This window comes from Actinacidiphila guanduensis (assembly GCF_900103985.1).
Classification (GTDB): domain Bacteria; phylum Actinomycetota; class Actinomycetes; order Streptomycetales; family Streptomycetaceae; genus Actinacidiphila; species Actinacidiphila guanduensis.
In genome coordinates, this window is sequence record NZ_FNIE01000003.1 from 74,035 (window position 1) to 99,104 (window position 25,070).

Consider the following 25,070-nt stretch of genomic DNA (forward strand, 5'->3'; position numbering starts at 1 on the left):
ATCCGCAGCGCCCGAACCGACGCCGCCCTCGCCTGCCGCGGACCCGGCCCGGACGTCCAAGCGGCGCAGGCGCGTCCTGCCCATCGGCATAGCCGGTGCCCTGACCATCGCCGGAATCGGCGTGCACGCGGCCTTCGCCGCGCCCTCCGCCGACGCGGTGATCGCCGAGGTCTACGGCGGCGGCGGCAACTCCGGTGCCCAGTACACCGAGGATTTCGTCGAGATCGGCAACGCCGGCGGCGCGTCGGTGGACATGGGCGGCTACTCGGTCCAGTACCTGCCGGGCGCGCCCACCGCGAGCTCCAAGTGGCAGGTCACCCCGCTCGCGGGCACGCTCGCCGGAGGCGGCCGCTACCTGGTGGGCGAGGGCTTCGGCACGGGCGGCACCACCCCGCTGCCCGCCACCGACGCGGCCGGCGCGATCGCCCTGTCCGGCACCAGCGGCACCGTCGCCCTGGTGCAGGGCTCCGACCCGCTCACCTGCGTCACCGCCGCCGACTGCGCCGCGGACAGCCGGGTGAAGGACCTGGTGGGCTACGGCACCGCCACCGTCCACGAGGGCAGCGGCGCGGCCGCCGGGGCGAGCAACACCGCCTCCGTCGCGCGCAACGCCGCCCTGACCGACACCGACGACAACGCGGCCGACTTCACCGCCGGCGCCCCCACCCCGCAGAACTCCGGCGGCGCCGCGGGCGGCACGGGCGGCGCGACCGACGGCGGCACCGGTGACGGCGGCGCCACCGGCGGCACGGGTGACGGCGGCAGCACCGGCGGCACCACCCCGCCGCCCGCCACCGCGGCGATCCACGACATCCAGGGCGACACCCGGATCTCCCCGTACGAGGGCAAGCAGGTCGCCGGCGTGACGGGCATCGTCACCGGGGTGCGCGCCTACGGCTCCTCGCAGGGCTTCTGGTTCCAGGACCCGCACCCGGACGCCGACCCGCGCACCAGCGAGGGCATCTTCGTCTACACCTCGTCCACGCCCACCGTGGCGGTCGGCGACAGCGTGTCGGTGGCCGGCACCGTCTCCGACTACTACCCGGGCGGCAAGGACGCCGGCGGCCAGTCGGTCACCGAGATCACCAAGCCGAAGGTCACCACCGTCTCCACCGGCAACCCGGTGCCCGCCCCGGTCGTCCTGGACGACCGCACGGTGCCCGACGCCTTCGCGCCCAGCGCCGGCGGCGGCTCGATCGAGAACCTGCCGCTGCGCCCGGACGAGTACGCGCTCGACCTGTACGCCTCGCTGGACGGCATGAACGTCTCGATCGGCAGCAGCCGGGTGGTCGGCGCCACCGACCCCTACTCCGAGCTGTGGGTCACGGTGAAGCCGAAGCAGAACCCGACCAAGCGCGGCGGCACCCTCTACACCGGCTACGACGCCCCCAACTCCGGGCGCCTGATGGTCCAGTCGCTGATCCCGACCGCGACCGCGCCCTTCCCGACGGCGAACGTCGGCGACACCCTGAGCGGCACCACGACCGGCCCGCTGGACTACAACCAGTTCGCCGGCACGTACGCGTTGCAGGCCCGCACGCTCGGCACCGTCCGGAGCGGCGGCATCACGCCCGAGGTGACGGACAAGGCGAAGCCGGACCAGGCGACGATCGCCACGTACAACGTGGAGAACCTGGCGCCGGGCAACCCGCAGTCGAAGTTCGACGCGCTGGCCAAGGGCCTGGTGACCAACCTGCGGTCGCCCGACGTGGTGGCGCTGGAGGAGATCCAGGACAACAACGGCGCCACCGACGACGGCACGGTGGCCGCCGACCAGACGCTCACCAAGCTGGTGGCCGCGATCACCGCCGCGGGCGGCCCGCACTACCAGTGGCGCGAGATCGACCCGGTCAACGACAAGGACGGCGGCGAGCCCGGCGGCAACATCCGCCAGGCGTTCCTGTTCAACCCCGACCGGGTGGGCTTCGTGGACATCCCCGGCGGCGGCTCGACCACCGCGGTCGGCGTCACCGGCAAGGGCAGCGCCACCTCGCTGACCGCCTCACCGGGCCGGATCGCCCCGGACGACCCGGCGTGGAACGACAGCCGCAAGCCGCTGGCCGGCGAGTTCACCTTCCGCGGCAAGAAGCTGTTCGTGATCGCCAACCACTTCGACAGCAAGGGCGGCGACCAGGGCATCGACTCGGTGGACCAGCCGCCGGTGCGCAGCTCCGAGGTGCAGCGGGTGCGGCAGGCGATCATCGAGCACGACTTCGTGCAGCAGATCGAGACCGCCGACCCGAAGGCCGACGTGGTGGTCCTGGGCGACCTCAACGACTACCAGTTCTCGCCGGCGGTGACCTCGCTCACCGACAACGGGAAGACGCTGACCGACCTGGTCAACACCCTCCCCGTGGCCGAGCGCTACTCCTACGTCTACGAGGGCAACTCCCAGGTGCTCGACCACATCCTGGTCAGCCCGGACCTGGACCGGAAGGTGGACTACGACGTGGTCCACATCAACGCCGAGTTCGCGAACCAGACGAGCGACCACGACCCGCAGGTGATCCGGCTGCGGCCGTGACACCCTGACGGGACCCGGGCGTGGGTGCGGTGCCACCGGCATCGCACCCCCGCCCTCTTTTGTCCACACGATCCTCACATGAAAGGTTCATGAGAGCTTTTAACCCTTATTTAGAAGGCGAGTGGTCGAGGTCACCCTTATATCAATAAGTGATATGTCCTATTTATGGGCACCTCGGACGATATGCGGATTTGCTCTCGCCCGCCCGGTCGTGTCACAGTCGATGGCAACGGCCGCCACCGACCCGGGCTCGGCCGTTCCACAGGCGCCGCGGAACACCCCCCCCTGCTCCGCGGCGGTACCGAAGAGGCCCCTCCCGCTGTCACCCCCCCCCCGACGCGGAGGGGCTTCTTCCTTCCCCGGCCCAGGTTCCCGCCCGGCCCCGCCTCCGCCCCGGCTTCCCGCCCCGGCTCAGATCCGTTCGGTCACCCGCAGTTCGAACCACGTGGTCTTGCCCGTCGGGCCGAGGTCCACGCCCCAGCGGGCGGACAGGTGGTCCACCAGGAACAGGCCCCGGCCGCTGATGTCGAGCGGGCGCACCGGCAGCAGGCAGGGCAGCGCCCGTGACGGGTCGCGCACCTCCACCCGTATCGAGCCGCGCCGCCGGTGCATGCGCAGGCCGAAGGTGCGGGCCCCGGTGTGCCGCACGGCGTTGCCCACCAGCTCCGAGACGAGCAGTTCGACGGTGTCCGCCAGGTGCGGCAGCCCCCACATCCTGACCACCGAGAGCGACAGCCGGCGGGCCTGGGCGGCCATTTCCGGCCGGGAGGTGAGGCGCACCTCGCCGGCCGCGGGATCGCCGAACGAGGCGAGGTCCCAGACCGGGGTGTCGGCAGCGGCCGGCGGAGCGGCGACCGCCGCGCCCTCTGCCTGCTGCGACTGCTCCGCGCCACCCCGAGCCACCATGCCTTCATGATGGCCGTCACAGGACCGTCCCGTGCGGTAACGCTGAGAATTCATCAGGTTGCCCGAAAACGGCTCCGGCGGCGCCGAGTTCCGGCCACGCCCCGCGGCCCGCGCCGTGCACGCAGGGTGCACCCCTCCCGCGCCCCGGGGCCGGCGGAGCCCATCGTCCGCGCGACGGGCCCGACGCGCCGGTGCCTGTCAGCCGGAGGTCCGGCGCACTCGCACCCGTCAGCCGAAGACGGCCTTGCCCGGCCCCTCCGCCACGAAGCTGCGCATCCCCTCGGTACGGTCCGCGGTGGCGAACAGCCCGGCGAACAGCGAGCGTTCCAGCGCCAGGCCGCTCGCCAGGTCGGTCTCCAGGCCCGTGTCGATCGCCTCCTTGGCGGCGCGCAGTGCCTGCGCGGGGCCGCGGGCCAGCCGCTCGGCCCAGGCCCGGGCCTGCGGGTAGGCGTCCTCGGCGGGCACCACCCGGTCCACCAGGCCGATGTCGAGCGCCTCCCGCGCGCCGACCGTGCGGCCGGTGAAGATCAGGTCCTTCGCCCGCGCGGGGCCGACGAGCCGGGCGAGGCGCTGGGTGCCGCCCGCGCCCGGGATCAGCCCGAGCAGGATCTCCGGCTGGCCGAGCTGGGCGTCCTCGCCCGCGATCCGGATGTCCGCGCACAGCGCCAGCTCGCACCCGCCGCCCAGCGCGTAGCCGTTGACCGCCGCCACCACCGGCTTGGGGATGCGGGCGACATCGGTGAGGGCGCCCTGCAAATGGTGGGAGTAGGCGGCCATGTCCTCGTAGGACATCCGCTGCATCTCCTTGATGTCCGCGCCGGCCGCGAACACCTTGGGCCCGCCCCACACGACCACGGCCCGCACGTCCGCGCGGGCCGAGACCTCGGCGGCGGCCTGCCGCAGCTTCTCCTGGAGGCCGGAGTCGATCGCGTTCATCTTCGGCCGGTCGAGCCGGATGGTGCCGACGCCGGCGTCGACTTCGAGGATCACCGTCATCCCGCGACCATACGACGGCGGACCGCCGCGCGGCAGGCCGCCGCCGCGGTCAGAGGGCCGAGCCGGCCGTCCACTGCGGCCAGGACAGGTTCCAGCCGCCCTCGCCGTTGTCCGGCGCCACCGTCTCGTCCTGCGAGCCGACCACCTCGACCGTGTCGCCGATCATCGACTGCCGGTAGAACCAGCCGGCAGGGGTGTCCGCGCCGCCGCCCTTGCGGTCCTGGAGGCCGATGCAGCCGTGGCTGACGTTCCGGGTGCCGAAGACCCCGGGCGGCGACCAGTAGTTGCCGTGCACGAAGGTGCCCGAGCTGGTCAGCCGCATCGCGTGCGGCACGTCCGGGATGTCGTACTCCCCGCCGAAGCCCACAGTGCTGCCGTTCATCCGGGTCACCAGGTATTTCTCGGAGATCACCATGATCCCGTTGTACGTGGTGTGCTGCGGCGAGCCGGCCGAGACCGGCAGCACCCGCAGCAGCCGGCCGCCGCGGGTGACGGTCATGGTGTGCGCGGCGGCATCGACCAGGCTGCGCTGGTCGCGGCCGACGGTGAAGGAGACGTCCTTGGACTGGGTGCCGCGCACGCCCGGCGCGCCCTGCACCCCGCGCAGCCGCAGGTGCAGGGTGACCACGGTGCCCGGCCGCCAGAACGCCGCGGGCCGCAGGTCCAGCCGCTGGTCGCCGAACCAGTGGCCGACCACCTCCACGGGCGGGCTGCTGGTGACCGTGATGGCCCGCTCGACGGCCGCCCGGGCGGTGATCGGCCGGGTGAAGTCCAGCGAGACGATGGCCCCGGTGCCGACCGTGGAGCCCTTCTCCGGGGAGAAGACGCCGATGAATGTCGGCTGCGGCCGGGCGGACCCGGCGGCCCCGGCCCGGTCCGGCTTGCCGTCGGCGCCGCCGCCCGGGCCGCACCCCGCGGTGCCGACCGCCACGGCGGCGAGCACCGCGGCCAGCACCGCGCCCGTCCGGGTTCCCGCGCGCAGCGCGCGCCTGAGCACTCCTGTCACACCCGGTCAACGACGGTGTGCGCCGGAGGTGACTGAACGGCGGCAGCAGGGTGACGGCGCTCCCGCGCGGGCACAATGCAGGAGCGGGCACGGGCGGGACCGGGCCCGCAGAGCATGTCCGGCACCTCGCGGCGAGCGTGCGGGCCGCACCCTGCCCACCGGGCGGGGTGTGCCGGGCAGGCCCCAGCAGGTCCCAGCATCGTGGGGGGACGGCCGCCCGGCCGTCCCGAGTCCGGGAGGGCGGTCACGTGTCCGAGACACGCGAGGTCGGCGCGGCCGGGCGGGCGGAGCCGCTCCCGCCGCCCGCCGGCATATCCGTCGCGGCGCCGCCGCGGCCGCGGGCCGCGGGCGACGGGACGGGCGCGGCCGCTTCCGCCCCGGTCGCGGTCTGGCCGGGTTCGCCGCAGCCGCTGGGCGCGCGCTTCCGCACCGGCCCGGACGGGCGGACCGGCACCAACTTCGCACTGTGGGCGGGCGGCGCGGAGTCCGTGGAGGTGTGCCTGTTCGCCGAGGACGGCACCGAGACCAGGGCGCCACTGACCGAGCAGACGCACGCGGTGTGGCACGGCTTCGTGCCCGGCGTGGGGCCGGGCCGGCGCTACGGCTTCCGGGTCGGCGGCCGCTGGGACCCCTGGACCGGCGCCCGCTGGAACCCCGCCAAGCTGCTGCTCGACCCGTACGCGCGAGCGGTGGACGGCACCTTCACGGACGTCCCCGAGATCTATGGCCACGTGCGGGACTGGCCCGAGCAGGACATCGCCGACACCGTGCGCGACAACCGCGACTCGGCGCCCTTCGTCCCGAAGTCCGTGGTGGTGGACGACGATGACGACTGGTGCGACGACCGCCGCCCCAAGACGCCCTGGTCGGACACCGTCCTGTACGAGCTGCACGTACGCGGCTTCACCCGCGCCCACCCGGACGTGCCGCCGGAGCTGCGCGGCACCTACGCCGGGCTCGCCCACCCGGCGGCGGTGGAGCACCTGACCCGGCTCGGGGTGACCGCGGTGGAGCTGCTGCCGGTGCACCAGTTCGCCGACGAGCCGCACCTGCAGCGGCGCGGCCTGCGCAACTACTGGGGCTACAACTCGATCGGCTACTTCGCCCCGCACGCCGCCTACAGCGCGAGCGGCACCCGCGGCCAGCAGGTCGGGGAGTTCAAGCGGATGGTGAAGGCGCTGCACGCGGCCGGCATCGAGGTGATCCTCGACGTCGTCTACAACCACACCGCCGAAGGCGGCCAGGGCGGCCCGACGCTGTGCTTCCGCGGCATCGACAACCGCGGCTACTACCGGCCGGCCGACGACCCGCGCGGCTACGCCGACGTCACCGGCTGCGGCAACACCCTGGCCGTGGTGCGCCCGCAGGTGCTGCGGCTGGTCGCCGACTCGCTGCGCTACTGGGTGACCGAGATGGGCGTGGACGGCTTCCGCTTCGACCTGGCGGCCGCGCTGGCCCGCGGCGAGAACGGCGTGGACATGCTCTCGCCGTTCCTCGCGGTGGTCGCACAGGACCCGGTGCTGCGCCGGGTCAAGCTGATCGCCGAGCCGTGGGACGTGGGCCCCGGCGGCTACCAGGCGGGCGCCTTCCCGCCGCTGTGGACGGAGTGGAACGACCGGTTCCGCGACACCGTGCGGGACTTCTGGCGCGGTGCCGCGGGCGACGTGCGCGACCTGGGCTACCGCCTGTCGGGCTCCTCCGACCTCTACGACTGGGGCGGGCGCCGCCCGTACGCGTCGGTGAACTACGTGACCGCGCACGACGGCTTCACCCTGCGCGACCTGGTCTCCTACAACGGCAAGCACAACGCGGCCAACGGCGAGGACGGCCGGGACGGCAGCGACGACAACCGGTCCTGGAACTGCGGCGCCGAGGGCGAGACCGAGGACGGCGAGGTGCGCACGCTGCGCCGCCGCCAGTTGCGCAACCTGCTGGCGACGCTGCTGCTGTCCACCGGGGTGCCGATGCTGGTGGCAGGCGACGAGATGGGCCGCACCCAGGGCGGCAACAACAACGCCTACTGCCAGGACAACCCGACCGGCTGGGTGGACTGGTCGCTGCTGTCCGATCCGCACTGGGCGGCCCTGTGCACGCTGGTCTCCCGGCTGGTGGCGCTGCGCCGGGCGCACCCGGTGCTGCGCCGGGGCGGCTTCTTCTCCGGGCTGTCGCTGGCCTCCGAAGGGCTGCGGGACGTCGCCTGGTTCGCCCCCGGCGGCAAGGAGATGGACGAGCCCGACTGGTTCGCGCCCGCCGTGACGCTGGGGATGTTCCTGTCCGGGCGGGACATCGCCCAGCGCGACGCCCGGGGCGAACCGGTGGTCGACGAAAGCTTCCTGCTGGTGGTGCACGCGGGCCACCGCCCGGTGGAGTTCACCCTGCCCGGGGCGCCCTGGGCGCAGGCGTACGAGGGCGTGCTGGACACGGCCCGGGAGGACGGCGGGATGGGCGGGCAGGGCGCGGCGGAGGCGGTCGCCGGCGGCACGGCGATCACGGTCGCGGCCCGTTCGGCGCGGCTGCTGCGGGTGCGCGCGGACGGCTGAACGGGCCGCGCCCGCACGGCTCCCGGCAGCCGCCCCGACCTGCCTGGACCCCGGCGAGTGGTCCAGTCCATAGTGGCCGGGTGAGACCGATTCCCTCCCCTCCCGGCGCCGGTCGGGCCGTCGCCGGCGCCCCGTCCCTGCCCGCTCCCGGCCGGCTGTGGTCGGCGAACTTCCGGCTCTTCTTCACCGCCCGCTCGGTCGCGATGCTCGGCGACACCATGCTGCCGGTCGCCCTGTCGGCGGGCCTGCTCTCCTACGGCTACTCGGCCGGCGACGTCGGCCTGGTGATGGCCGCCTCCACCGCGTGCTTCGCCGGGTTCGTCGTCTTCGGCGGGGTGTTCGCCGACCGGTTCGACGCGCGCACCCTGATGGTGGGCGCGGACCTGGTGCGGGTCTGCTCGCAGAGCACCGCGGCCGTGCTGTTCGCCACCCACCAGGTGCGGCTGTGGGAGATGGCAGTCATCGCCGTGGTCAACGGCACGTGCGCGGCGATGTTCCAGCCGGGCGTGGCCAGCACGCTGGTACGGGTGGCCACCGATGTGCAGGGCGCCAACGGGGCCACCCGCACCGCGGAGTCGGTGGCGAGCCTGGTGGGGCCGGCGGTCGCGGGCATGCTGGTCGGGTTCACCTCGCCCGCCGCGGTGTTCGGGGCGCACGCCTCCACCTACCTGACCAGCGCGGTGTGCCTGCTGTCGCTGCGGCTGGCGCCGCGGGCGCGGCGGGTCGCGGTCGCGGCGGCGTCCTTCCGCGCCGATCTCGCCGAGGGCTGGCGGGAGTTCCGGGCCCGCACCTGGATGTGGTCGGTGATCCTGGTGTGGATGGTCTACACGGTGTGCACGGTCGGCCCGTACACCCCGCTGTCGGCCGGGCAGATCATCCCCGCGCACGGCGCCGGGGCCTACGGCCTGGTCAACTCCGCGCTGGGCGCGGGCACCGCGCTCGGCGCCCTGTGCGCGATGCGGGTGCGGGCCGCGCGCCCGCTGCGGGCGGGCTCGCTGGCGCTGTTCGGCACCCCGCTGATGCCGGTGTCGGTGGGCCTGGGCCTGCCGGTGTGGGCGATCGTGTGCTGCGTGCTGGTGTCGGGCGCGAGTTCGGCCTACTGGGGCGTCAACTGGGCCACCAGCGTGCAGACCCAGGTGCCCGGCGCGGTCCTCAACCGCATCCACGCCTACGAGGTGGCCGGCTCCATCGCCATGGTCCCGGTCGGGCAGGCCCTGGCGGGCCCCGCCGCCTCGGCGATCGGCGCGGAGCACGTCCTGCTGATCGGCGGCGCGGTCCCCCTCTTCGTGGCGGCGGCCCTGCTGGCGATCCCCGCGGTCCGCAACCTGCGGCGGGCGGCAGCGGCGGACGCGGCCCACTGAGGCCGGCGGGGTGGCCGCTCAGGCGGCCACCCCCCGTACGGGCGGCGCCGGTTACGAGGCCGGGGTGGGCACGGGGTAGGTGCCCGGCGGCACGGGCGCCGGGGTCGGGACCGCACCGCCGTGGCCGGGGGCCGGCGCCGGGGCCGCGCCACCGTGGCCGGCGGGCACGGGCCTCGGCGCGGCGCCGCCGTGACCCGGTGCCGGAGCGGGAGCCGCGCCCCCGTGGCCGGGAACCGGGACGGGAGCGGCACCCCCGTGGCCCGGGACGGGCACCGGGGCCGCGGCGGGCGCCGAGGCGACCGGCCTCGGGGCCGCGGGGGCGGGCGCGGCACCCTTCGCGGCCGAGGCCACCGGGGAGGGCACGGGCTTGGCGGGGGCCGCGTGATGCGCCGGGGTCGCGGCGGCCGCGACGCCGCCCACACCTCCGGCCACCAGGACGGTCCCGGCGGCGATGCTGAGGATCAGGCGGCGGTTCTGCGTGAACTTCCGGTGGTTCGGCAACGGTGTTCCCCTCTGCGGGTCCGCGGGCTGCCGCCCGATCGGCGGGAGCCCCTTGCGCAAGAGGAGTACGGGGGCCGGGCCCGCCCGGGTTGCACCACCGGCCCGCCCCGCGCGGGTGAGGAATCCCGCAGGCCGCCCATGCAACCTCCCCGCCCGTGTCCCCGTACCTACAGGAGGCGGGCATGTGCGGTGGGCCGGGTGGGCCGGGAGGGTCGGGCAGGGTGAAGGAAGCGGTCCGGGAGCGGGAGTTCCGGGAGTTCGCCGAGCAGCGGCAGACGCAGTTGCGGCGCGGCGCCTATCTGCTGTGCGGCGACTGGCACCAGGCGCAGGATCTGACGCAGACCACGCTGATGAAGCTCTACGCCGCCTGGGGCCGGGTCAGCCGGGACGGGAACGTGGACGCCTACGCCCGTACGATCCTCACCCGCACCTTCATCGACCAGCAGCGCAGGGGCGGCTGGCGCGAGGAGCCGGTCGGCGAGGTGCCCGACGGCCTCGCGCCGGACTCCGCCGGGACACCCGAGCTGCGGATGGTGATGCAGGCCGCGCTGCTGGAACTGCCGCCTCGCTACCGGGCGGTGCTGGTGCTGCGCTTCTGGGAGGACTGGACGGTGGAGCAGACCGCGCACGCGCTGCGGGTGAGCACGGGCACGGTGAAGAGCCAGAGCGCGCGGGGGCTGGCCCGGCTGCGCCGGATCGTCGAGGCCATGGCGGGCGCGGGGGGCGGACGGTGAAGGGCGGTCAGGGAAGCATGGGGGGGAGCATGGACGACCACGGGGGCGAGGAGCTGCGGGCCGCCTTCTCGGCGATCCTGGACGCGAGCCCCGAACCCGCGCTGGGCAGCCTCACGGACGCGGCCGTGGCCGGCGGCCGCCGTATCCGGCGCCGCCGCGCGGCCGTCGCCCTCGCCGGTGTGCTGACGGTGGCGGCCGCCGCGGTGGGCGCGGGTGTGGGGCTGGGCGCGGGCACCGGCCACTCCCCCACGCCCGTGCCGCCGGCCCGCACCGGCACTCCGCTGCCGCCCGACCCGGTGCCGACCCCGGCCCCCAGCCGCGGGAGCGCCCCGGGCGCGATCCCGCCGCGGGCCGGCGCGCACCCCTCGGGAGCCGCCTCGCCCACCCCCGCGAACCCCGCCCCGCACCCGACCGGGCTGCCCTGACCCCGCCTTGACCTCGCCCTGTCTCCGGCAGGGTGCCGCGAGGCCGCACACCGCATCGCCGACGCCCCGGTCCCGCGGCCAGGACGGTGCCCCGTCCCCGGCACCGTGCACGCCGAGGGCCGCCGGAGGGTGCCCACCACCCCGCCCCACGGCTGGCGCCGCCTCACACCAGGCTGTCCCGCCATGCCTGGTGGAGGTCGGCGAAGTGGCCGCTCGCGGTGATGAGTTCGGACGGGGGGCCGTCCTCCACGACGCGGCCGTCGCGCATCACCAGGACCCGGTCGGCGATCTCCACCGTGGACAGGCGGTGGGCGATGACGACCGCGGTGCGGCCGCGCAGCACCGTGGCCATCGCGTGCTGGACGGCCTGTTCGCCGGGGATGTCCAGCGACGAGGTGGCCTCGTCCAGGATGAGGACGGCCGGGTCGGCGAGCAGCGCCCGCGCGAAGGCGACGAGTTGGCGCTGCCCGGCGGAGATGCGGCCGCCGCGCTTGCGGACGTCGGTGTCGTAGCCGTCGGGCAGGGCGGCGATGAAGTCGTGGGCGCCGATGGCCTTGGCGGCGGCCTCGACCTCCGCCCGGGTGGAGTCGGGCCGGCCGATGGCGATGTTCTCCGCCACCGTGCCGGAGAACAGGAACGCCTCCTGGGTGACCATCACCACCCCCCGGCGCAGGTCGTCCCGGGCGAGGTCGGCCAGCGGCACCCCGTCGAGCAGCACCCGGCCCTCGGTGGGGTCGTAGAAGCGGGCGAGCAGCTTGGCCAGGGTGGACTTGCCCGCGCCGGTCGCGCCGACCACCGCGACGGTCTGCCCGGCCGGGATGCGCAGGTCGAAGGCGGGCAGCACCTCGCCGCCGGTGCGGTAGGCGAAGCGCGTGCCGTCGAAGACGACCTCGCGGCCGGGCGGGGCGCCCTGCGGCCGGGCCGGCAGCGGCACCGGGTGCTCGGGCTCGGGCACGGTGGGCGCCTGGGCGAGCAGCCCGGCGATCTTCTCCAGCGAGGCGGCGGCCGACTGGTAGGAGTTGAGGAACATCCCCAGCCGGTCGATCGGGTCGTAGAGCCGGCGCAGGTAGAGCACGAAGGCCGCGAGCACGCCGAGCGCCATGCCGCCGCCGGCCACCCGGTAGGCGCCCCAGACGACGATCCCGGCCACCGTGATGTTCGCGATCAGCCGGGAGCCGACCACGTAGCGGGCCATCTCCAGCAGGGCGTCGCCGTTGGCCCGGTAGTGGGCGTGGTTGAGGTCGGCGAAGGCCGCGTCGTTGGGCTCCTCGCGGCGGAACGCCTTGACCGGGCGGATGCCGTTCATCGTCTCGGTGAACTTCACGATCACCGCGGCGGTCGCGGTGGAGCGCCTGCGGTAGACGGCCATGGAGCGGCGCTGGTAGCTGCGCACGGACGCATACAGCGGGATCGCGGAGGCCACGGTGACCAGGCCCAGCCGCCAGTCCAGCACCACCAGCAGCACGCCGATGTAGAGGGTGGAGAGCACGACCTCGATCAGCTCGTCGAGGCCGTCGTTGAGCAGTTCGCGGATGGTCTCCACATCGGAGGTGGCGCGCGAGATCAGCCGGCCCGAGGTGTAGCGCTCGTGGAAGTCCAGGCTGAGCGACTGGGCGTGCCGGAAGATCCGCCCGCGCAGGTCCACCAGGACGTCCTGGCTGACCCGGGCGGCGGTCCTGATGAAGACGCGCTGCAGGCCGCCGGCGGCCAGACCGCAGCCGATGTACGCGCAGCCGACCGCGATGAGCGGCCCGTGCCGGCCGGCGCGCAGCGCGGGCACGGCGTGGTCGATCGCGTAGGCAACCAGCAGCGGCCCCACCTGGACGGCGGCCTGCTGCACCACGAGCAGCACCGCGGCCAGCCAGACCCGGGCGCGGGCGGGGGCCAGCAGCGAGCCCAGCAGGGCGAACTGGGCGTTGCGCGGCGCGGGGAGCAGGTCCTGGTCGAACGGGTCTCCGGGGCCGTCGCCTTCGGGGGCGGCGGTGCCGCCGGGAGCGGCCTTCGTGGTGGCCTCGGTGCCGGGGGCCGCGGTCATCGGGCCTCGCTCCCTTCGAGCGCGGGCAGTTCGCCGTCCGCGGACCGCGGCTCGCCGCCCGCTCGGGCGGCGCCGGCCTCTCCTGCGCCTTGTTCCGTGGCTTGTCCTGCGGCTTGTTCGGGGTCTTGTTCTGTCGTTTCTTCTGCGGCCTGTTGGTGGGTGCCGGACATCAGCCGGCGGTACTCGGCGTTCTCCCGCAGCAGATCCGCGTGGGTGCCCACCGCGGTGACCCTGCCGCCGGACAGCAGGGCGACCCGGTCGGCGAGCATGACGGTCGAGGGGCGGTGGGCGACGACCAGCGCGGTGGTGCCGCGCAGCACCTCGCGCAGCGCGGCCTCGACCAGGGCCTCGGTGTGCACGTCGAGCGCGGACAGCGGGTCGTCCAGGACGAGGAAGCGGGGGCGGCCGACGACCGCGCGGGCCAGCGCGAGCCGCTGGCGCTGCCCGCCGGACAGGCTCAGCCCCTGCTCGCCGACCTGGGTGTCCAGGCCGCCGGGCAGCCGGTCCACGAAGTCGCACTGGGCGATGGCCAGCGCCCTGCGGATCTCCTCGTCGTCGGCGCCCTCGGGCCCCGCGCCCATGGCGACGTTCTCCCGCACGCTGGCGGAGAAGAGCGTGGCCTCCTCGAAGGCGACGGCCACCAGGTGCCGCAGCCGGGCCGTCGGCATGGCCGCGATGTCCTCGCCGTCCAGGGTGATGCGGCCGCCGGTGGCGGGGAGCAGCCGGGGCAGCAGGGCGGTGAGGGTGGTCTTGCCGCTGCCGGTGGCGCCGACCAGCGCCATGGTCTCGCCGGGGCGGATGTGCAGGTCGACGCCGGTGAGCAGGTCGGGGCTCCCGGGCGGGGCGTCGGGGTACCGGAAGCGGACGCCCTCCAGCCGGATGCCGCCTTCTCCCCCGCTCCCGGGGTCACCCGAGAGGTCCCGCCTCGGGTGCCGCCCGGCCGCAGGTTCCTCCGCGGCGGGCCCGTCGGCCGGTCCCGTCCCGGCCGATCGCCTCCCGGCCGCGGGCTCCTCGGTCCCCGTCCGCGTGTCCGGCGGCAGCGGGGTGTCCATCACCTCGAAGTAGCGGTCGGCGGCGGTGCCCGCCTCGTTGCTCATCGCGAGCAGGAAGCCGATGGACTCCACCGGCCAGCGCAGGGCGAGCGCGGTGGACAGGAAGGCGACCAGCGTGCCCGCCGACAGCCGTCCGTCCGCCACCTCGCGGACACCGAGCAGCAGGGCGACGCCGATCGCGATCTCGGGCAGCGTCATGATGACGGCCCAGATGTTCGACAGCAGCCGGGCCTTGTGCATCTCGGTGCCCCACAGCTGCCGGCTGCGGTCGCGGAAGGCGGTGGCCTGGCTGCGGTGCCGGCCGAAGGCCTTGATGATCCGGATGCCGAGCACCGACTCCTCCACCAGCGTGGCCAGGTCGCCGGCCTGGTCCTGGGCCCGCCGGGCGGCCAGCGCGTAGCTGGTCTCGAAGTACCAGCACACGATGGTCAGCGGCAGCACCGGGCCGAGCAGCACCAGGCCGAGCAGCCAGGACTGGGTGAGCAGGATGGCGAAGCCGATGACGATGGTGGCCCCGTTGACCACGAGGAAGACCAGCGGGAAGGCGAGGAACATCCGCAGGATCTGCAGGTCCATGGTGGCCCGGGAGAGGAGCTGGCCCGAGGCCCAGCGGTCGTGGAACTCCACCGGCAGCCGCTGCAGGCGCTCGTAGAGGTCCTTGCGCATGGCTGCCTCCACGCCGGCCAGCGGCCGGGCCACCAGCCAGCGCCGCACGCCGAACAGCCCCGCCTCCAGCAGCCCGAGGACCAGCACCGTCAGGCCGCCGAGCCACACCCCGCCGGGGTCCTGGTCCCGCACGGGCCCGTCCACCAGCCGCTTGAGGGCGAGCGGGATCAGCAGCGCCATGCAGGAGGCGGCGACGGCGACCAGGGCCGAGGCCCCCAGCCGCACCCGGACCGGTCTGACGTAGGGGGCGAGCCGCATCAGCGAGCGGACCGTGGATCGGTGGCGGGCTTCCGGCGGGGGCGGCTGATCCGGTGCAGACATCACCGTCCGACCCTAGGCGGTCCCTCCGACAGCGCTCACCTGGTTTTCGCTCCGCCGGCCGTGCCACCTGCGGGTGCAACACCCGCGCAACATGCCCGTTATACGGATACCGCTCACCGGACAGCGGACGAATTTCGGCCAAGTTCTCCCCATGAGGATGACATGAACAGGTAAAGGGTGTCACTGTGTGGCCCGTTCCGCAGCACCGCCGCGCACAGCCAGAGCACAGGTTCCACGCGCATCACGAGTCATCTGCTCCACCCCCACCTGCCGGACGGGCCGCGGACCGCGCCCGCCCGGACTGTCCCGGCCGCCGCAGCGGCGGCCGCAGCAGAAGGAGTGACGAGTGCGCATCACCCCCCGCACCGCGAGAGCCGCAGCGGTCGCGCTGATCGCCGGCGCCGCCACAGTGGCCGCGGCCCTGCCCGCCGTGGCCTCCCCCGCCCCGGCCACCCTGGCATCCTCAACGGCCTCAGCAGTCTCAGCAGCCGCAGCCCATGCACAGCCCCGCGCGGGCGCCCTGCCCGCGGACCTCTCGCCGGCCCAGCACGAGGCGCTGGTCGCCGCCGCCCGGAGCGGCACCGACGCGGCGGCCGAGGCGCTGCACCTGGGCGCCAAGGAGAAGCTGGTCGTCAAGGACGTCATGAAGGACGCCGACGGCAGCGTGCACACCCGCTACGAGCGCACCTACGACGGACTGCCCGTGCTCGGCGGCGACCTGGTGGTCCACCAGGACGCGGCGGGCGCGACCACCGGCGTGGACCGGGCCACCGGCGCCGCGCTCACCCTGGCCACCGAGCAGCCCGCCAAGAGCGCGGCCTCGGCGCAGGCCCTCGCGCTGAGCACGGCGAAGGCGCAGGGCGGCAAGGCCGGCGCCGAGGCCGGGGCGCCGCGCGAGGTCGTCTGGGCCGCCGGCGGCGTGCCGAAGCTGGCCTGGGAGACGGTGGTCGGCGGCTTCCAGGACGACGGCACCCCGAGCAAGCTGCACGTCGTCACCGACGCGGCCACCGGCGCGAAGCTCTACAGCTACCAGGCCGTGGAGACGGGTGTCGGCAACAGCGAGTACAGCGGCCAGGTGACGATCGGCACCACCAAGTCCGGGTCGACGTACAACCTGACCGACAACACCCGCGGCGGCCACAGCACGTACAACCTCAACCACGGCACCTCCGGCAAGGGCACCCTGTTCACCGACGCCGACGACACCTGGGGCGACGGCAACGGCAGCACCGCCCAGACCGCCGGTGTGGACGCGGCCTACGGGGCCCAGGAGACCTGGGACTTCTACAAGAACACCTACGGCCGCAACGGCATCGCCAACGACGGCCGCGCCGCCTACTCGCGCGCCCACTACGGCAACTCCTACGTCAACGCCTTCTGGGACGACTCCTGCTTCTGCATGACCTACGGCGACGGCAGCGGCAACGCCCACCCGCTGACCGCCCTCGACGTCGCCGGCCACGAGATGAGCCACGGCGTCACCTCCAACTCCGCCGGCCTGAACTACAGCGGCGAGTCCGGCGGCCTCAACGAGGCGACCTCGGACATCTTCGGCACCGGCGTGGAGTTCTACGCCAACAACGCCTCGGACCCCGGTGACTACCTCATCGGCGAGAAGATCGACATCAACGGCGACGGCTCCCCGCTGCGCTACATGGACAAGCCCAGCAAGGACGGCGGCTCGAAGGACTACTGGTCCTCCAGCCTCGGCGGCCTGGACGTGCACTACTCCTCGGGCCCGGCGAACCACTTCTTCTACCTGCTCTCCGAGGGCAGCGGCGCCAAGGTCATCGGCGGGGTCAGCTACAACAGCCCGACCTACGACAACCTGCCGGTGCCGGGCATCGGCCGGGCCAACGCGCTGGCCCTGTGGTACAAGTCGCTGACCGAGCGCTTCACCTCCACCACCAACTACGCGGCCGCGCGCACCCAGTCGCTGCAGGCGGCCGCCGACCTGTGGGGCGCGGGCAGCGCCACGTACAACACGGTCGCCAACACGTGGGCGGCGATCGGGGTGGGCAGCCGGGTCAGCACGCCCTCCGGCGTCACCGTGACCCAGCCGGCGAACCAGTCCACTCAGGTGGGCACCGCGGCGAGCCTGCAGATCCAGGCGAGCTCCACCAACGGCGGCACGCTGACCTACTCGGCGACCGGGCTGCCCGCGGGCCTGTCGATCGGCTCCACCACCGGCCTGATCTCCGGCACCCCGACCGCCACCGGCACCTCCAGCGTCACCGTGACGGCGAAGGACTCCACCAACGCCACCGGCTCGGCCACCTTCACCTGGACGGTCACCGGCTCCGGCGGTGGCGGCGGCTGCACCGCCGGCCAGGTCGTCGCCAACCCGGGCTTCGAGTCCGGCGCCACCTCGTGGACGGCGAGTACCGGCGTGATCGACAACAGCTCGGACGCGCCCGCGCACTCCGGTTCCTACAAGGCCTGGCTCGACGGCTACGGCACCACCCACACCGACACGCTCTCCCAGTCGGTGACCGTCCCGGCCACCTGCACCTCGGCCACCCTGACGTTCTACCTCGAGGTCTCCACCGAGGAGACCTCGACCACCACCGCCTACGACAAGCTCACCGTCCAGGCCGGCAGCACCACCGTGGCCACCTACTCCAACCTCAACGCGAGCAGCGGCTACGTCCAGAAGACCGTCAACCTCTCCTCCCAGATCGGCAAGACCTTCACCCTGAAGTTCACCGGCGCCGAGGACTCCTCGCTGGCGACGTCCTTCCTGCTGGACGACACCGCGCTCAACGTCGGCTGAACGGGAGACCGGAATCATTTTTTGCCGTTTTGCTCCGGTGTGGGGTGATCATCCACAGCCGCCCGATTCCGTACAGTGCGGAACTGGAAACCCGCACCACCCGTAGGAGAGGGAATATGGCAACCGGAACCGTGAAGTGGTTCAACTCGGAAAAGGGCTTCGGCTTCATCGAGCAGGACGGCGGCGGCTCCGACGTCTTCGCCCACTACTCCAACATCATGGCCACCGGTTACCGGGAGCTGATGGAGGGCCAGAAGGTGGAGTTCGACGTCACCCAGGGCAACAAGGGCCCGCAGGCGGAGAACATCCGCATGGTCAAGGGCACCGCCTGAGGTTCGTCGCCCGGGTTCACCCCCACGGCGTACGAGAGGCCCGCACCGGAACCTCCGGTGCGGGCCTCCCCGTTTTCTCGGTGCTGCTCGGTGCCGCTCGGCGTCCGGCAGCGTTTCGCGGACTAGCGGAGCACACCGCCCGTCATCGCCTGCGCGCCGGCCGGGAAGGCCACCAGGCCCAGCTCGGCGGGCGTGGCCAGCAGCGGGTGGGCGGGCAGCACCCGGACGGTGTAGCCGAAGGCCCCGGTGCGGTCCAGGGTCAGCGGGCCCTCGAAGCAGTACCGGCCGGCCACGTCGGCCCGGCCGGCCGGCTTCAGCGACACCGTGGCCGGGGCGGCGAGGGTGTCGGCGGCGTCCACCCGGCCCGCGACCAGCTGCACGTCCACGTCGCCCGGCTCCAGGCCGCCGAGCGAGACCTGCGCCCGCAGCGTGAGCGTGGCGCCCACCTGCGGGGTCCCGTCGGCGGAGTCCTCGTCGGTGGAGGTCTCCACGTGGTCGACGGCGACCTGCGGCCAGCACTGCCGCACCCGCCGCTTCCACTCGGCGAGCCCGGCCGCCGCGGGGCCCTGTACGGCCCGGTGCGAGCGGGCGGCCGGGGTGTAGAGCTGCTCGACGTAGTCGCGGACCATCCGCCCGGCGAGCACCTTGGGGCCGAGCGTGGCCAGGGTGTGCCGGACCATGGTGGTCCAGCGCTGCGGGTAGCCGTGCCGGCCGTGGTCGTAGAACCGCGGGGCGACCTGGTGCTCCAGCAGGTCGTAGAGCCCGGCGGCCTCCAGCTGGTCGCGCCGGTCCTCGTCCTCGACGCCGTCGGCGGTCGGGATCGCCCAGCCGTTCTCGCCGTCGAACCACTCGTCCCACCAGCCGTCCAGCACCGACAGGTTGAGGCAGCCGTTCAGGGCGGCCTTCATCCCGGAGGTGCCGCACGCCTCCAGCGGGCGCAGCGGGTTGTTCAGCCACACGTCGCAGCCCGGGTAGAGCAGCCGGGCCATCCGCATGTCGTAGTCGGGCAGGAAGACGATGCGGTGCCGCACCCGCGGGTCGTCGGTGAAGCGGACCAGCTCCTGCACCAGGCGCTTGCCGCCGTCGTCGGCCGGGTGGGCCTTGCCGGCCACCACGATCTGGATCGGCCGCTCGGGGTGGAGCAGCAGCGCGGTCAGCCGCTCGGGGTCGCGCAGCATCAAGGTGAGCCGCTTGTAGGAGGGCACCCGGCGGGCGAAGCCGACAGTGAGCACGTCGGGGTCGAGCACCTGGTCGGTCCAGGCGAGTTCGGCGTCGCCCGCGCCGCGCTGCCGCCAGGAGGCGCGCAGCCGCCGCCGCACGTCGTCCACGAGCTGCTCGCGCAGGGTGCGGCGCAGCTCCCAGATGGCGGCGTCGGAGACCCGGGCGGGGTCGGCCAGGTCCGCCCAGCGCTCCTCGCCGCCGATCATCAGGGCGTCCTCGGCGCGCTGGGCGCCGAACTGGCGGCTGCCCAGGCGCAGCACCTCGGGCGCGACCCAGGTGGGGGCGTGCACGCCGTTGGTGACGGAGGTGATCGGCACCTCCTCGGCGTCGAAGCCCGGCCACAGCCCGGCGAACATCTCCCGGCTGACGGCGCCGTGCAGGGTGGAGACGCCATTGGCGCGCTGGGCCAGCCGCAGGCCCATGACGGCCATGTTGAACAGGTTGGGGTCGCCGCCGCGGTGGGTCTCGCGGCCCAGCTCCAGGATGCGGCCGCTGTCCAGGCCGGGCAGCTCGCCGCCGTCGCCGAGGTGGCGGGCGACCAGGTCTCGGTCGAAGCGGTCGATGCCGGCCGGGACGGGGGTGTGGGTGGTGAACACGGTGCCGGCCCGCACCGCCTCCAGGGCGGCGTCGAAGTCCAGGCCCTGCTCGCCCAGCTCGCGGATGCGTTCCAGGCCGAGGAAGCCGGCGTGCCCCTCGTTGGTGTGGAAGACCTCGGGCGCGGGGTGGCCGGTGATCCGGCAGTAGGCGCGCACCGCGCGCACCCCGCCGATGCCGAGCAGCATCTCCTGCAGCAGCCGGTGCTCGCTGCCGCCGCCGTAGAGGCGGTCGGTGACGTCGCGTTCGGCCGGCTCGTTGCCCTCCACGTCGGAGTCGAGCAGCAGCAGCGGGACCCGGCCGACCTGGGCGGTCCAGATCCGGGCGGCCAGGGTGCGGCCGCCGGCCAGGTGCAGGGTGACCACGGCCGGGCTGCCGTCGGCCTCCCGCAGCGCGGTGACGGGCAGGGAGTTGGGGTCGAGGACCGGGTAGTGCTCCTGTTGCCAGCCCTCGCGGGAGAGCGACTGGCGGAAGTAGCCGTGCCGGTAGAACAGGCCCACCCCGATCAGCGGCACGCCCAGGTCGCTGGCGGCCTTCAGGTGGTCCCCGGCGAGGATGCCCAGGCCGCCGCTGTACTGGGGCAGCGCCCAGGTGACGCCGAACTCCGGGGAGAAGTAGGCGACGGCGGCGGGTCTGCCGCCGCCCTCCCCCTCACCCTGCCCGGCCCCCTCCTGGTACCAGCGCGGGGCCGAGGTGTAGTCGGCGAGGTCCTCTGCCGCGGCCGCCAGCCGGCGGACGAAGCGGCGGTCGGCGGCCAGGGCGGCCAGGCGCTCTTTGGAGACCGAGCCGAGCAGGCGTACCGGGTCGCCCTGGACTCTCTGCCAGCCCTCGGGGTCGACGCTCGAGAAGAGCTCCCTGGTCTCCTGGTGCCAGGACCAGCGGAGGTTGCGGGCCAGTTCCCCCAGCGGGCGCAGAGGTTCCGGCAGGACGGTGCGCACGGTGAAACGACGGATAGCCTTCACACTGTCGACCGTAGCCCGGACAGCGGGGTCCCGGGCAAGCTCTCCACGATCCCGCCGCCCAAACGCCCGAACGGGGGCTCACGGGAGTGAACGGGGCCATCGGGGGCGCGCACCCGAAACGCCGTCAGGTGGTGAGTTCCGGCCGGGATGCCTGGGCAGGCTCCGACATGTGCGCGGCTTTTCGGGCAGGCCACCCGGGTGAACCCCTCCCGGGCGGCCCGCCCGAGCGAGCCGGTTCGGCCAAGAGCAGTTAAAAAGAATCGGGGCTCCCCGTCCACCGTCCGACCTGCCAGGTGAGGAAATGATCGGTCGTATTCCCGTCCTCGACGTCCGTCCGGTGGTGGACTGCGGCCGCCGGCCGGCCAAGGCGGTGGTCGGCGAGACCTTCGAGGTCACGGCGACGGTGTTCCGCGAGGGGCACGACGCCGTCGCCGCCAACGTGGTGCTGCGCGACGCCGCGGGCCGCTCCGGCCCGTGGACGCCGATGCGCGAACTGGCCCCCGGCACCGACCGCTGGGGCGCGCGCGTCACCCCGACGGCCGAAGGGCGCTGGACCTACACCGTCGAGGCGTGGTCGGACCCGGTGGCGACCTGGCGGCACACCGCGGGCATCAAGATCCCGGCCGGCATCGACACCGACCTGGTGCTCGCCGAGGGCGCCGCGCTGCACGAGCGGGCGGCCGCCGGGGTGCCCAAGAGCGACGGCCGCCAGGTGGTGCTGGAGGCGGTGGACGCGCTGCGGGACGCCTCCCGCCCGCCCTCGGCCCGGCACGCGGCCGCCCTCGCCCCCGACGTGGTCGCCGTCCTGGACCGCTTCCCCTTGCGCGAACTGGTCAGCGCCTCGCGGCCGATGCCGCTGCAGGTCGAGCGCGAGCGGGCGCTGTACGGCTCCTGGTACGAGATGTTCCCCCGCTCGGAGGGCGCGGTGCGCGAGCCGGACGGCACCGTGCGCTCGGGCACCTTCCGCACCGCGGCGGAGCGGCTGCCGGCCATCGCCGCCATGGGCTTCGACGTGGTGTACCTGCCGCCGATCCACCCGATCGGCACCGCCTTCCGCAAGGGCCGCAACAACAGCCTGTCGGCGGGGCCCGACGACGTCGGCTCGCCCTGGGCGATCGGCTCGCCCGAGGGCGGCCACGACGCGGTCCACCCCGACCTGGGCACCCTCGCCGACTTCGACCACTTCGTGGCCCGGGCCCGCGAACTGCGGCTGGAGGTCGCGCTCGACTTCGCCCTGCAGTGCTCGCCCGACCACCCGTGGGTGGCCCAGCACCCCGAGTGGTTCGCCCACCGCGCCGACGGCACCATCGCCTACGCGGAGAACCCGCCGAAGAAGTACCAGGACATCTACCCCATCGCCTTCGACCAGGACTTCGCCGGCATCGTCCGCGAGACGCTGCGGGTGCTGCGGCACTGGATGGCGCACGGGGTGCGGATCTTCCGGGTGGACAACCCGCACACCAAACCGGTGGTCTTCTGGGAGAAGGTGATCGCCGACATCAACCGGACCGATCCCGACGTGGTCTTCCTCGCCGAGGCGTTCACCCGCCCGGCGATGATGGGCACCCTGGGCAAGATCGGCTTCCAGCAGTCGTACACGTACTTCACCTGGCGCAACACCAAGGACGAGCTGACCGAGTACGTCAGGGAGCTGAGCGGTGAGGCGGCCGGCTGGATGCGGCCGAACTTCTTCGTGAACACCCCCGACATCCTCCACGCCTACCTGCAGGAGGGCGGCCGGCCGGCCTTCGAGGTGCGGGCGGTGCTCGCCGCCACCCTCTCGCCGAGCTGGGGCGTCTACGCCGGCTTCGAGCTGTGCGAGAACACCCCGGCGCACCCCGGCAGCGAGGAGTACCTGGACTCGGAGAAGTACCAGCTGCGGCCGCGGGACTGGGCGGCCGCCGAAGCCGAGGGGCGCTCGCTGGCCCCGCTGATCACCCGCCTGAACCGGCTGCGCCGCAGGCACCCGGCGCTGCGGCAGCTGCGGGACGTGGCGTTCCACCCCGTGGACAACGGCGCGATGCTCGCCTACTCCAAGCGGCGCGGCGACGACGTCGTGCTGGTGGTCGCCAACCTGGACCCGTTCCACACCCAGGAGGCCACCGTCTCGTTGGACATGCCGGAACTCGGCCTCTCCTGGCACGAGTCGTTCCCGGTGCGCGACGAGCTCACCGGCGAGACCTACCACTGGGGCAGGGACAACTATGTGCGCCTCGAGCCGGGCCGCGCGCCCGCGCACGTCCTGTCGCTGCGACCGTCTCCATCGATCGGAGGGTCACTCAGTTGATCGTCAACGAACCCGTTCCTGACACATTCGAGGACACACCGGCCAAGGACCGCGATCCCGAATGGTTCAAACGGGCGGTGTTCTACGAAGTCCTCGTGCGCTCCTTCCAGGACAGCAACGGCGACGGTGTCGGCGACCTGAAAGGCATCACCGCCAAGCTCGACTACCTGCAATGGCTGGGCGTGGACTGCCTGTGGCTGCCGCCGTTCTTCGCCTCGCCGCTGCGCGACGGCGGCTACGACGTGGCCGACTACACCGCCGTGCTCCCGGAGTTCGGCGACCTCGCCGACTTCGTGGAGTTCGTGGACGCCACCCACCAGCGGGGCATGCGCGTGATCATCGACTTCGTCATGAATCACACCAGCGACCAGCACCCCTGGTTCCAGGCGTCCCGCAACGACCCGGACGGCCCGTACGGCGACTACTACACCTGGGCCGACGACGACAAGCAGTTCGCCGACGCGCGGATCATCTTCGTCGACACCGAGACGTCGAACTGGACCTTCGACCCGGTGCGCAAGCAGTACTACTGGCACCGCTTCTTCTCCCACCAGCCGGACCTGAACTACGAGAACCCGCAGGTGCAGGAGGAGATCCTGGCCGCCCTGCGGTTCTGGCTGGACCTCGGCATCGACGGCTTCCGCCTCGACGCGGTGCCCTACCTGTTCCAGCAGGAGGGCACCTCCTGCGAGAACCTGCCGCGCACCCACGGGTTCCTCAAGCGGGTCCGGGCGGAGATCGACGCGCACTACCCGGACACCGTGCTGCTCGCCGAGGCCAACCAGTGGCCCGAGGACGTCGTCGACTACTTCGGCGACTACCGCAGCGGCGGCGACGAGTGCCACATGGCGTTCCACTTCCCGGTGATGCCGCGGATCTTCATGGCGGTGCGCCGCGAGTCGCGCTACCCGGTCTCCGAGGTGCTGGCCAAGACCCCGGCGATCCCGGCCGGCTGCCAGTGGGGCATCTTCCTGCGCAACCACGACGAGCTGACCTTGGAGATGGTCACCGACGAGGAGCGCGACTACATGTACGCGGAGTACGCCAAGGACCCGCGGATGCGGGCCAACATCGGCATCCGCCGCCGGCTGGCCCCGCTGCTGGACAACGACCGCAACCAGATCGAGCTGTTCACCGCGCTGCTGCTGTCGCTGCCCGGCTCGCCGGTGCTGTACTACGGCGACGAGATCGGGATGGGCGACAACATCTGGCTCGGCGACCGCGACGGGGTGCGCACCCCGATGCAGTGGACCCCGGACCGCAACGCCGGCTTCTCCTCCTGCGACCCGGGCCGGCTGAACCTGCCGACCATCATGGACCCGGTCTTCGGCTACCAGGTCACCAATGTCGAGGCGCAGATGAGCTCGCCCAGCTCGCTGCTGCACTGGACCCGCCGGATGATCGAGATCCGCAAGCAGAACCGTGCCTTCGGCACCGGCTCCTACACCGAGCTGCCCTCCAGCAACCCGGCCGTGCTCGCCTTCCTGCGGGAGGACGGCGACGACCTGGTGCTGTGCGTGAACAACTTCTCCCGCTTCGCCCAGCCCACCGAGCTGGACCTGGGGCAGTACCAGGGGCGGCACCCGGTGGAGCTGATCGGCGGGGTGCGCTTCCCCGCGATCGGCCAACTGCCGTACCTGCTCACCCTGGCCGGCCACGGCTTCTACTGGTTCCGGCTGCGCCGCGACCCGTCCTGACGCCGCGGGGCCGGCCGCGTCCTCGGACGCGCCCGGCCCCCGCCGCGCCCGAGGTGCGGCCACCCCGCACCTTTGGGAGGATCCAGGGGTACTCCCGCTGCAAGCCCGTACGGCGGTTTCCTGTCACCCGCCCGGGG

Annotated in this window: 15 protein-coding genes; 9 read left to right on the top strand and 6 right to left on the bottom strand. The window is 73.6% G+C overall.

The features are described 5' to 3' along the window. The first annotated feature begins 76 nt into the window (after nucleotides 1–76). Nucleotides 77–2,524 carry an endonuclease/exonuclease/phosphatase family protein gene (locus BLR33_RS06690; protein WP_322987150.1) on the top strand — a complete coding sequence of 816 codons (2,448 nt, stop codon included), beginning with the start codon at nucleotides 77–79 and terminating at the stop codon, nucleotides 2,522–2,524. Nucleotides 2,525–2,935: 411 nt separating this feature from the next. On the opposite strand, the gene BLR33_RS06695 is transcribed toward BLR33_RS06690, so the two are convergent. The 3 genes from BLR33_RS06695 to BLR33_RS06705 form a co-directional block, all read right to left on the bottom strand. Continuing rightward, the gene (locus BLR33_RS06695) at nucleotides 2,936–3,430 is read right to left on the bottom strand and encodes an ATP-binding protein (protein ID WP_093783355.1); all 495 of its coding nucleotides are present in this window, start codon (nucleotides 3,428–3,430) and stop codon (nucleotides 2,936–2,938) included. Between the two features lie 228 nt (nucleotides 3,431–3,658). Beyond that, complete coding sequence (locus BLR33_RS06700; protein WP_093783356.1) at nucleotides 3,659–4,426, bottom strand: enoyl-CoA hydratase/isomerase family protein; 768 nt, start codon at nucleotides 4,424–4,426, stop codon at nucleotides 3,659–3,661. A 49-nt stretch (nucleotides 4,427–4,475) separates the two neighbouring features. After that, nucleotides 4,476–5,432: a L,D-transpeptidase gene (locus tag BLR33_RS06705; protein WP_093783357.1), complete on the bottom strand. Its 957-nt coding sequence runs from the start codon at nucleotides 5,430–5,432 to the stop codon at nucleotides 4,476–4,478. 311 nt (nucleotides 5,433–5,743) lie between these two features. Between BLR33_RS06705 and glgX the strand changes: the two genes are divergently transcribed. The 4 genes from glgX to BLR33_RS06730 all read left to right on the top strand — a co-directional run bounded on the left by glgX (nucleotide 5,744) and on the right by BLR33_RS06730 (nucleotide 10,993). After that, entirely contained in the window at nucleotides 5,744–7,972 is a 2,229-nt protein-coding gene (glgX, locus tag BLR33_RS06710) for a glycogen debranching protein GlgX (protein WP_093783767.1), read from the top strand. An 80-nt stretch (nucleotides 7,973–8,052) separates the two neighbouring features. After that, the gene (locus BLR33_RS06715; RefSeq protein ID WP_407639643.1) at nucleotides 8,053–9,333 is read left to right on the top strand and encodes an MFS transporter; all 1,281 of its coding nucleotides are present in this window, start codon (nucleotides 8,053–8,055) and stop codon (nucleotides 9,331–9,333) included. Nucleotides 9,334–10,055: 722 nt separating this feature from the next. After that, entirely contained in the window at nucleotides 10,056–10,568 is a 513-nt protein-coding gene (locus BLR33_RS06725) for a SigE family RNA polymerase sigma factor (RefSeq protein ID WP_093783359.1), read from the top strand. A 29-nt stretch (nucleotides 10,569–10,597) separates the two neighbouring features. Next, nucleotides 10,598–10,993 carry a hypothetical protein gene (locus tag BLR33_RS06730; RefSeq protein ID WP_093783360.1) on the top strand — a complete coding sequence of 132 codons (396 nt, stop codon included), beginning with the start codon at nucleotides 10,598–10,600 and terminating at the stop codon, nucleotides 10,991–10,993. Nucleotides 10,994–11,156: 163 nt separating this feature from the next. Here BLR33_RS06730 and BLR33_RS06735 read toward each other — a convergent pair whose 3' ends face one another. Both BLR33_RS06735 and BLR33_RS06740 read right to left on the bottom strand, forming a co-directional pair. Then, nucleotides 11,157–13,028 (bottom strand): ABC transporter ATP-binding protein, encoded by a 1,872-nt coding sequence (locus BLR33_RS06735; protein WP_093783361.1) that lies wholly within the window; start codon nucleotides 13,026–13,028, stop codon nucleotides 11,157–11,159. Beyond that, entirely contained in the window at nucleotides 13,025–15,067 is a 2,043-nt protein-coding gene (locus BLR33_RS06740; RefSeq protein ID WP_093783362.1) for an ABC transporter ATP-binding protein, read from the bottom strand. Before BLR33_RS06740 ends, BLR33_RS06735 begins: the two co-directional genes overlap by 4 nt. Before the next feature lie 346 nt (nucleotides 15,068–15,413). Between BLR33_RS06740 and BLR33_RS06745 the strand changes: the two genes are divergently transcribed. Continuing rightward, entirely contained in the window at nucleotides 15,414–17,840 is a 2,427-nt protein-coding gene (locus BLR33_RS06745; RefSeq protein ID WP_245771226.1) for a M4 family metallopeptidase, read from the top strand. Between the two features lie 116 nt (nucleotides 17,841–17,956). Next, the gene (locus BLR33_RS06750) at nucleotides 17,957–18,172 is read left to right on the top strand and encodes a cold-shock protein (RefSeq protein ID WP_093783363.1); all 216 of its coding nucleotides are present in this window, start codon (nucleotides 17,957–17,959) and stop codon (nucleotides 18,170–18,172) included. A gap of 122 nt (nucleotides 18,173–18,294) precedes the next feature. Here BLR33_RS06750 and glgP read toward each other — a convergent pair whose 3' ends face one another. Next, nucleotides 18,295–20,949: an alpha-glucan family phosphorylase gene (glgP, locus tag BLR33_RS06755; protein WP_093783364.1), complete on the bottom strand. Its 2,655-nt coding sequence runs from the start codon at nucleotides 20,947–20,949 to the stop codon at nucleotides 18,295–18,297. Between the two features lie 301 nt (nucleotides 20,950–21,250). Here glgP and BLR33_RS06760 point away from each other — a divergent pair, with 301 nt between their 5' ends. Continuing rightward, on the top strand, nucleotides 21,251–23,236 hold the full coding sequence (locus tag BLR33_RS06760; RefSeq protein ID WP_093783365.1) for an alpha-1,4-glucan--maltose-1-phosphate maltosyltransferase: 1,986 nt from the start codon (nucleotides 21,251–21,253) through the stop codon (nucleotides 23,234–23,236). After that, nucleotides 23,233–24,933 carry a maltose alpha-D-glucosyltransferase gene (gene treS, locus BLR33_RS06765; RefSeq protein WP_093783366.1) on the top strand — a complete coding sequence of 567 codons (1,701 nt, stop codon included), beginning with the start codon at nucleotides 23,233–23,235 and terminating at the stop codon, nucleotides 24,931–24,933. Before BLR33_RS06760 ends, treS begins: the two co-directional genes overlap by 4 nt. Nucleotides 24,934–25,070: the final 137 nt, after the last annotated feature.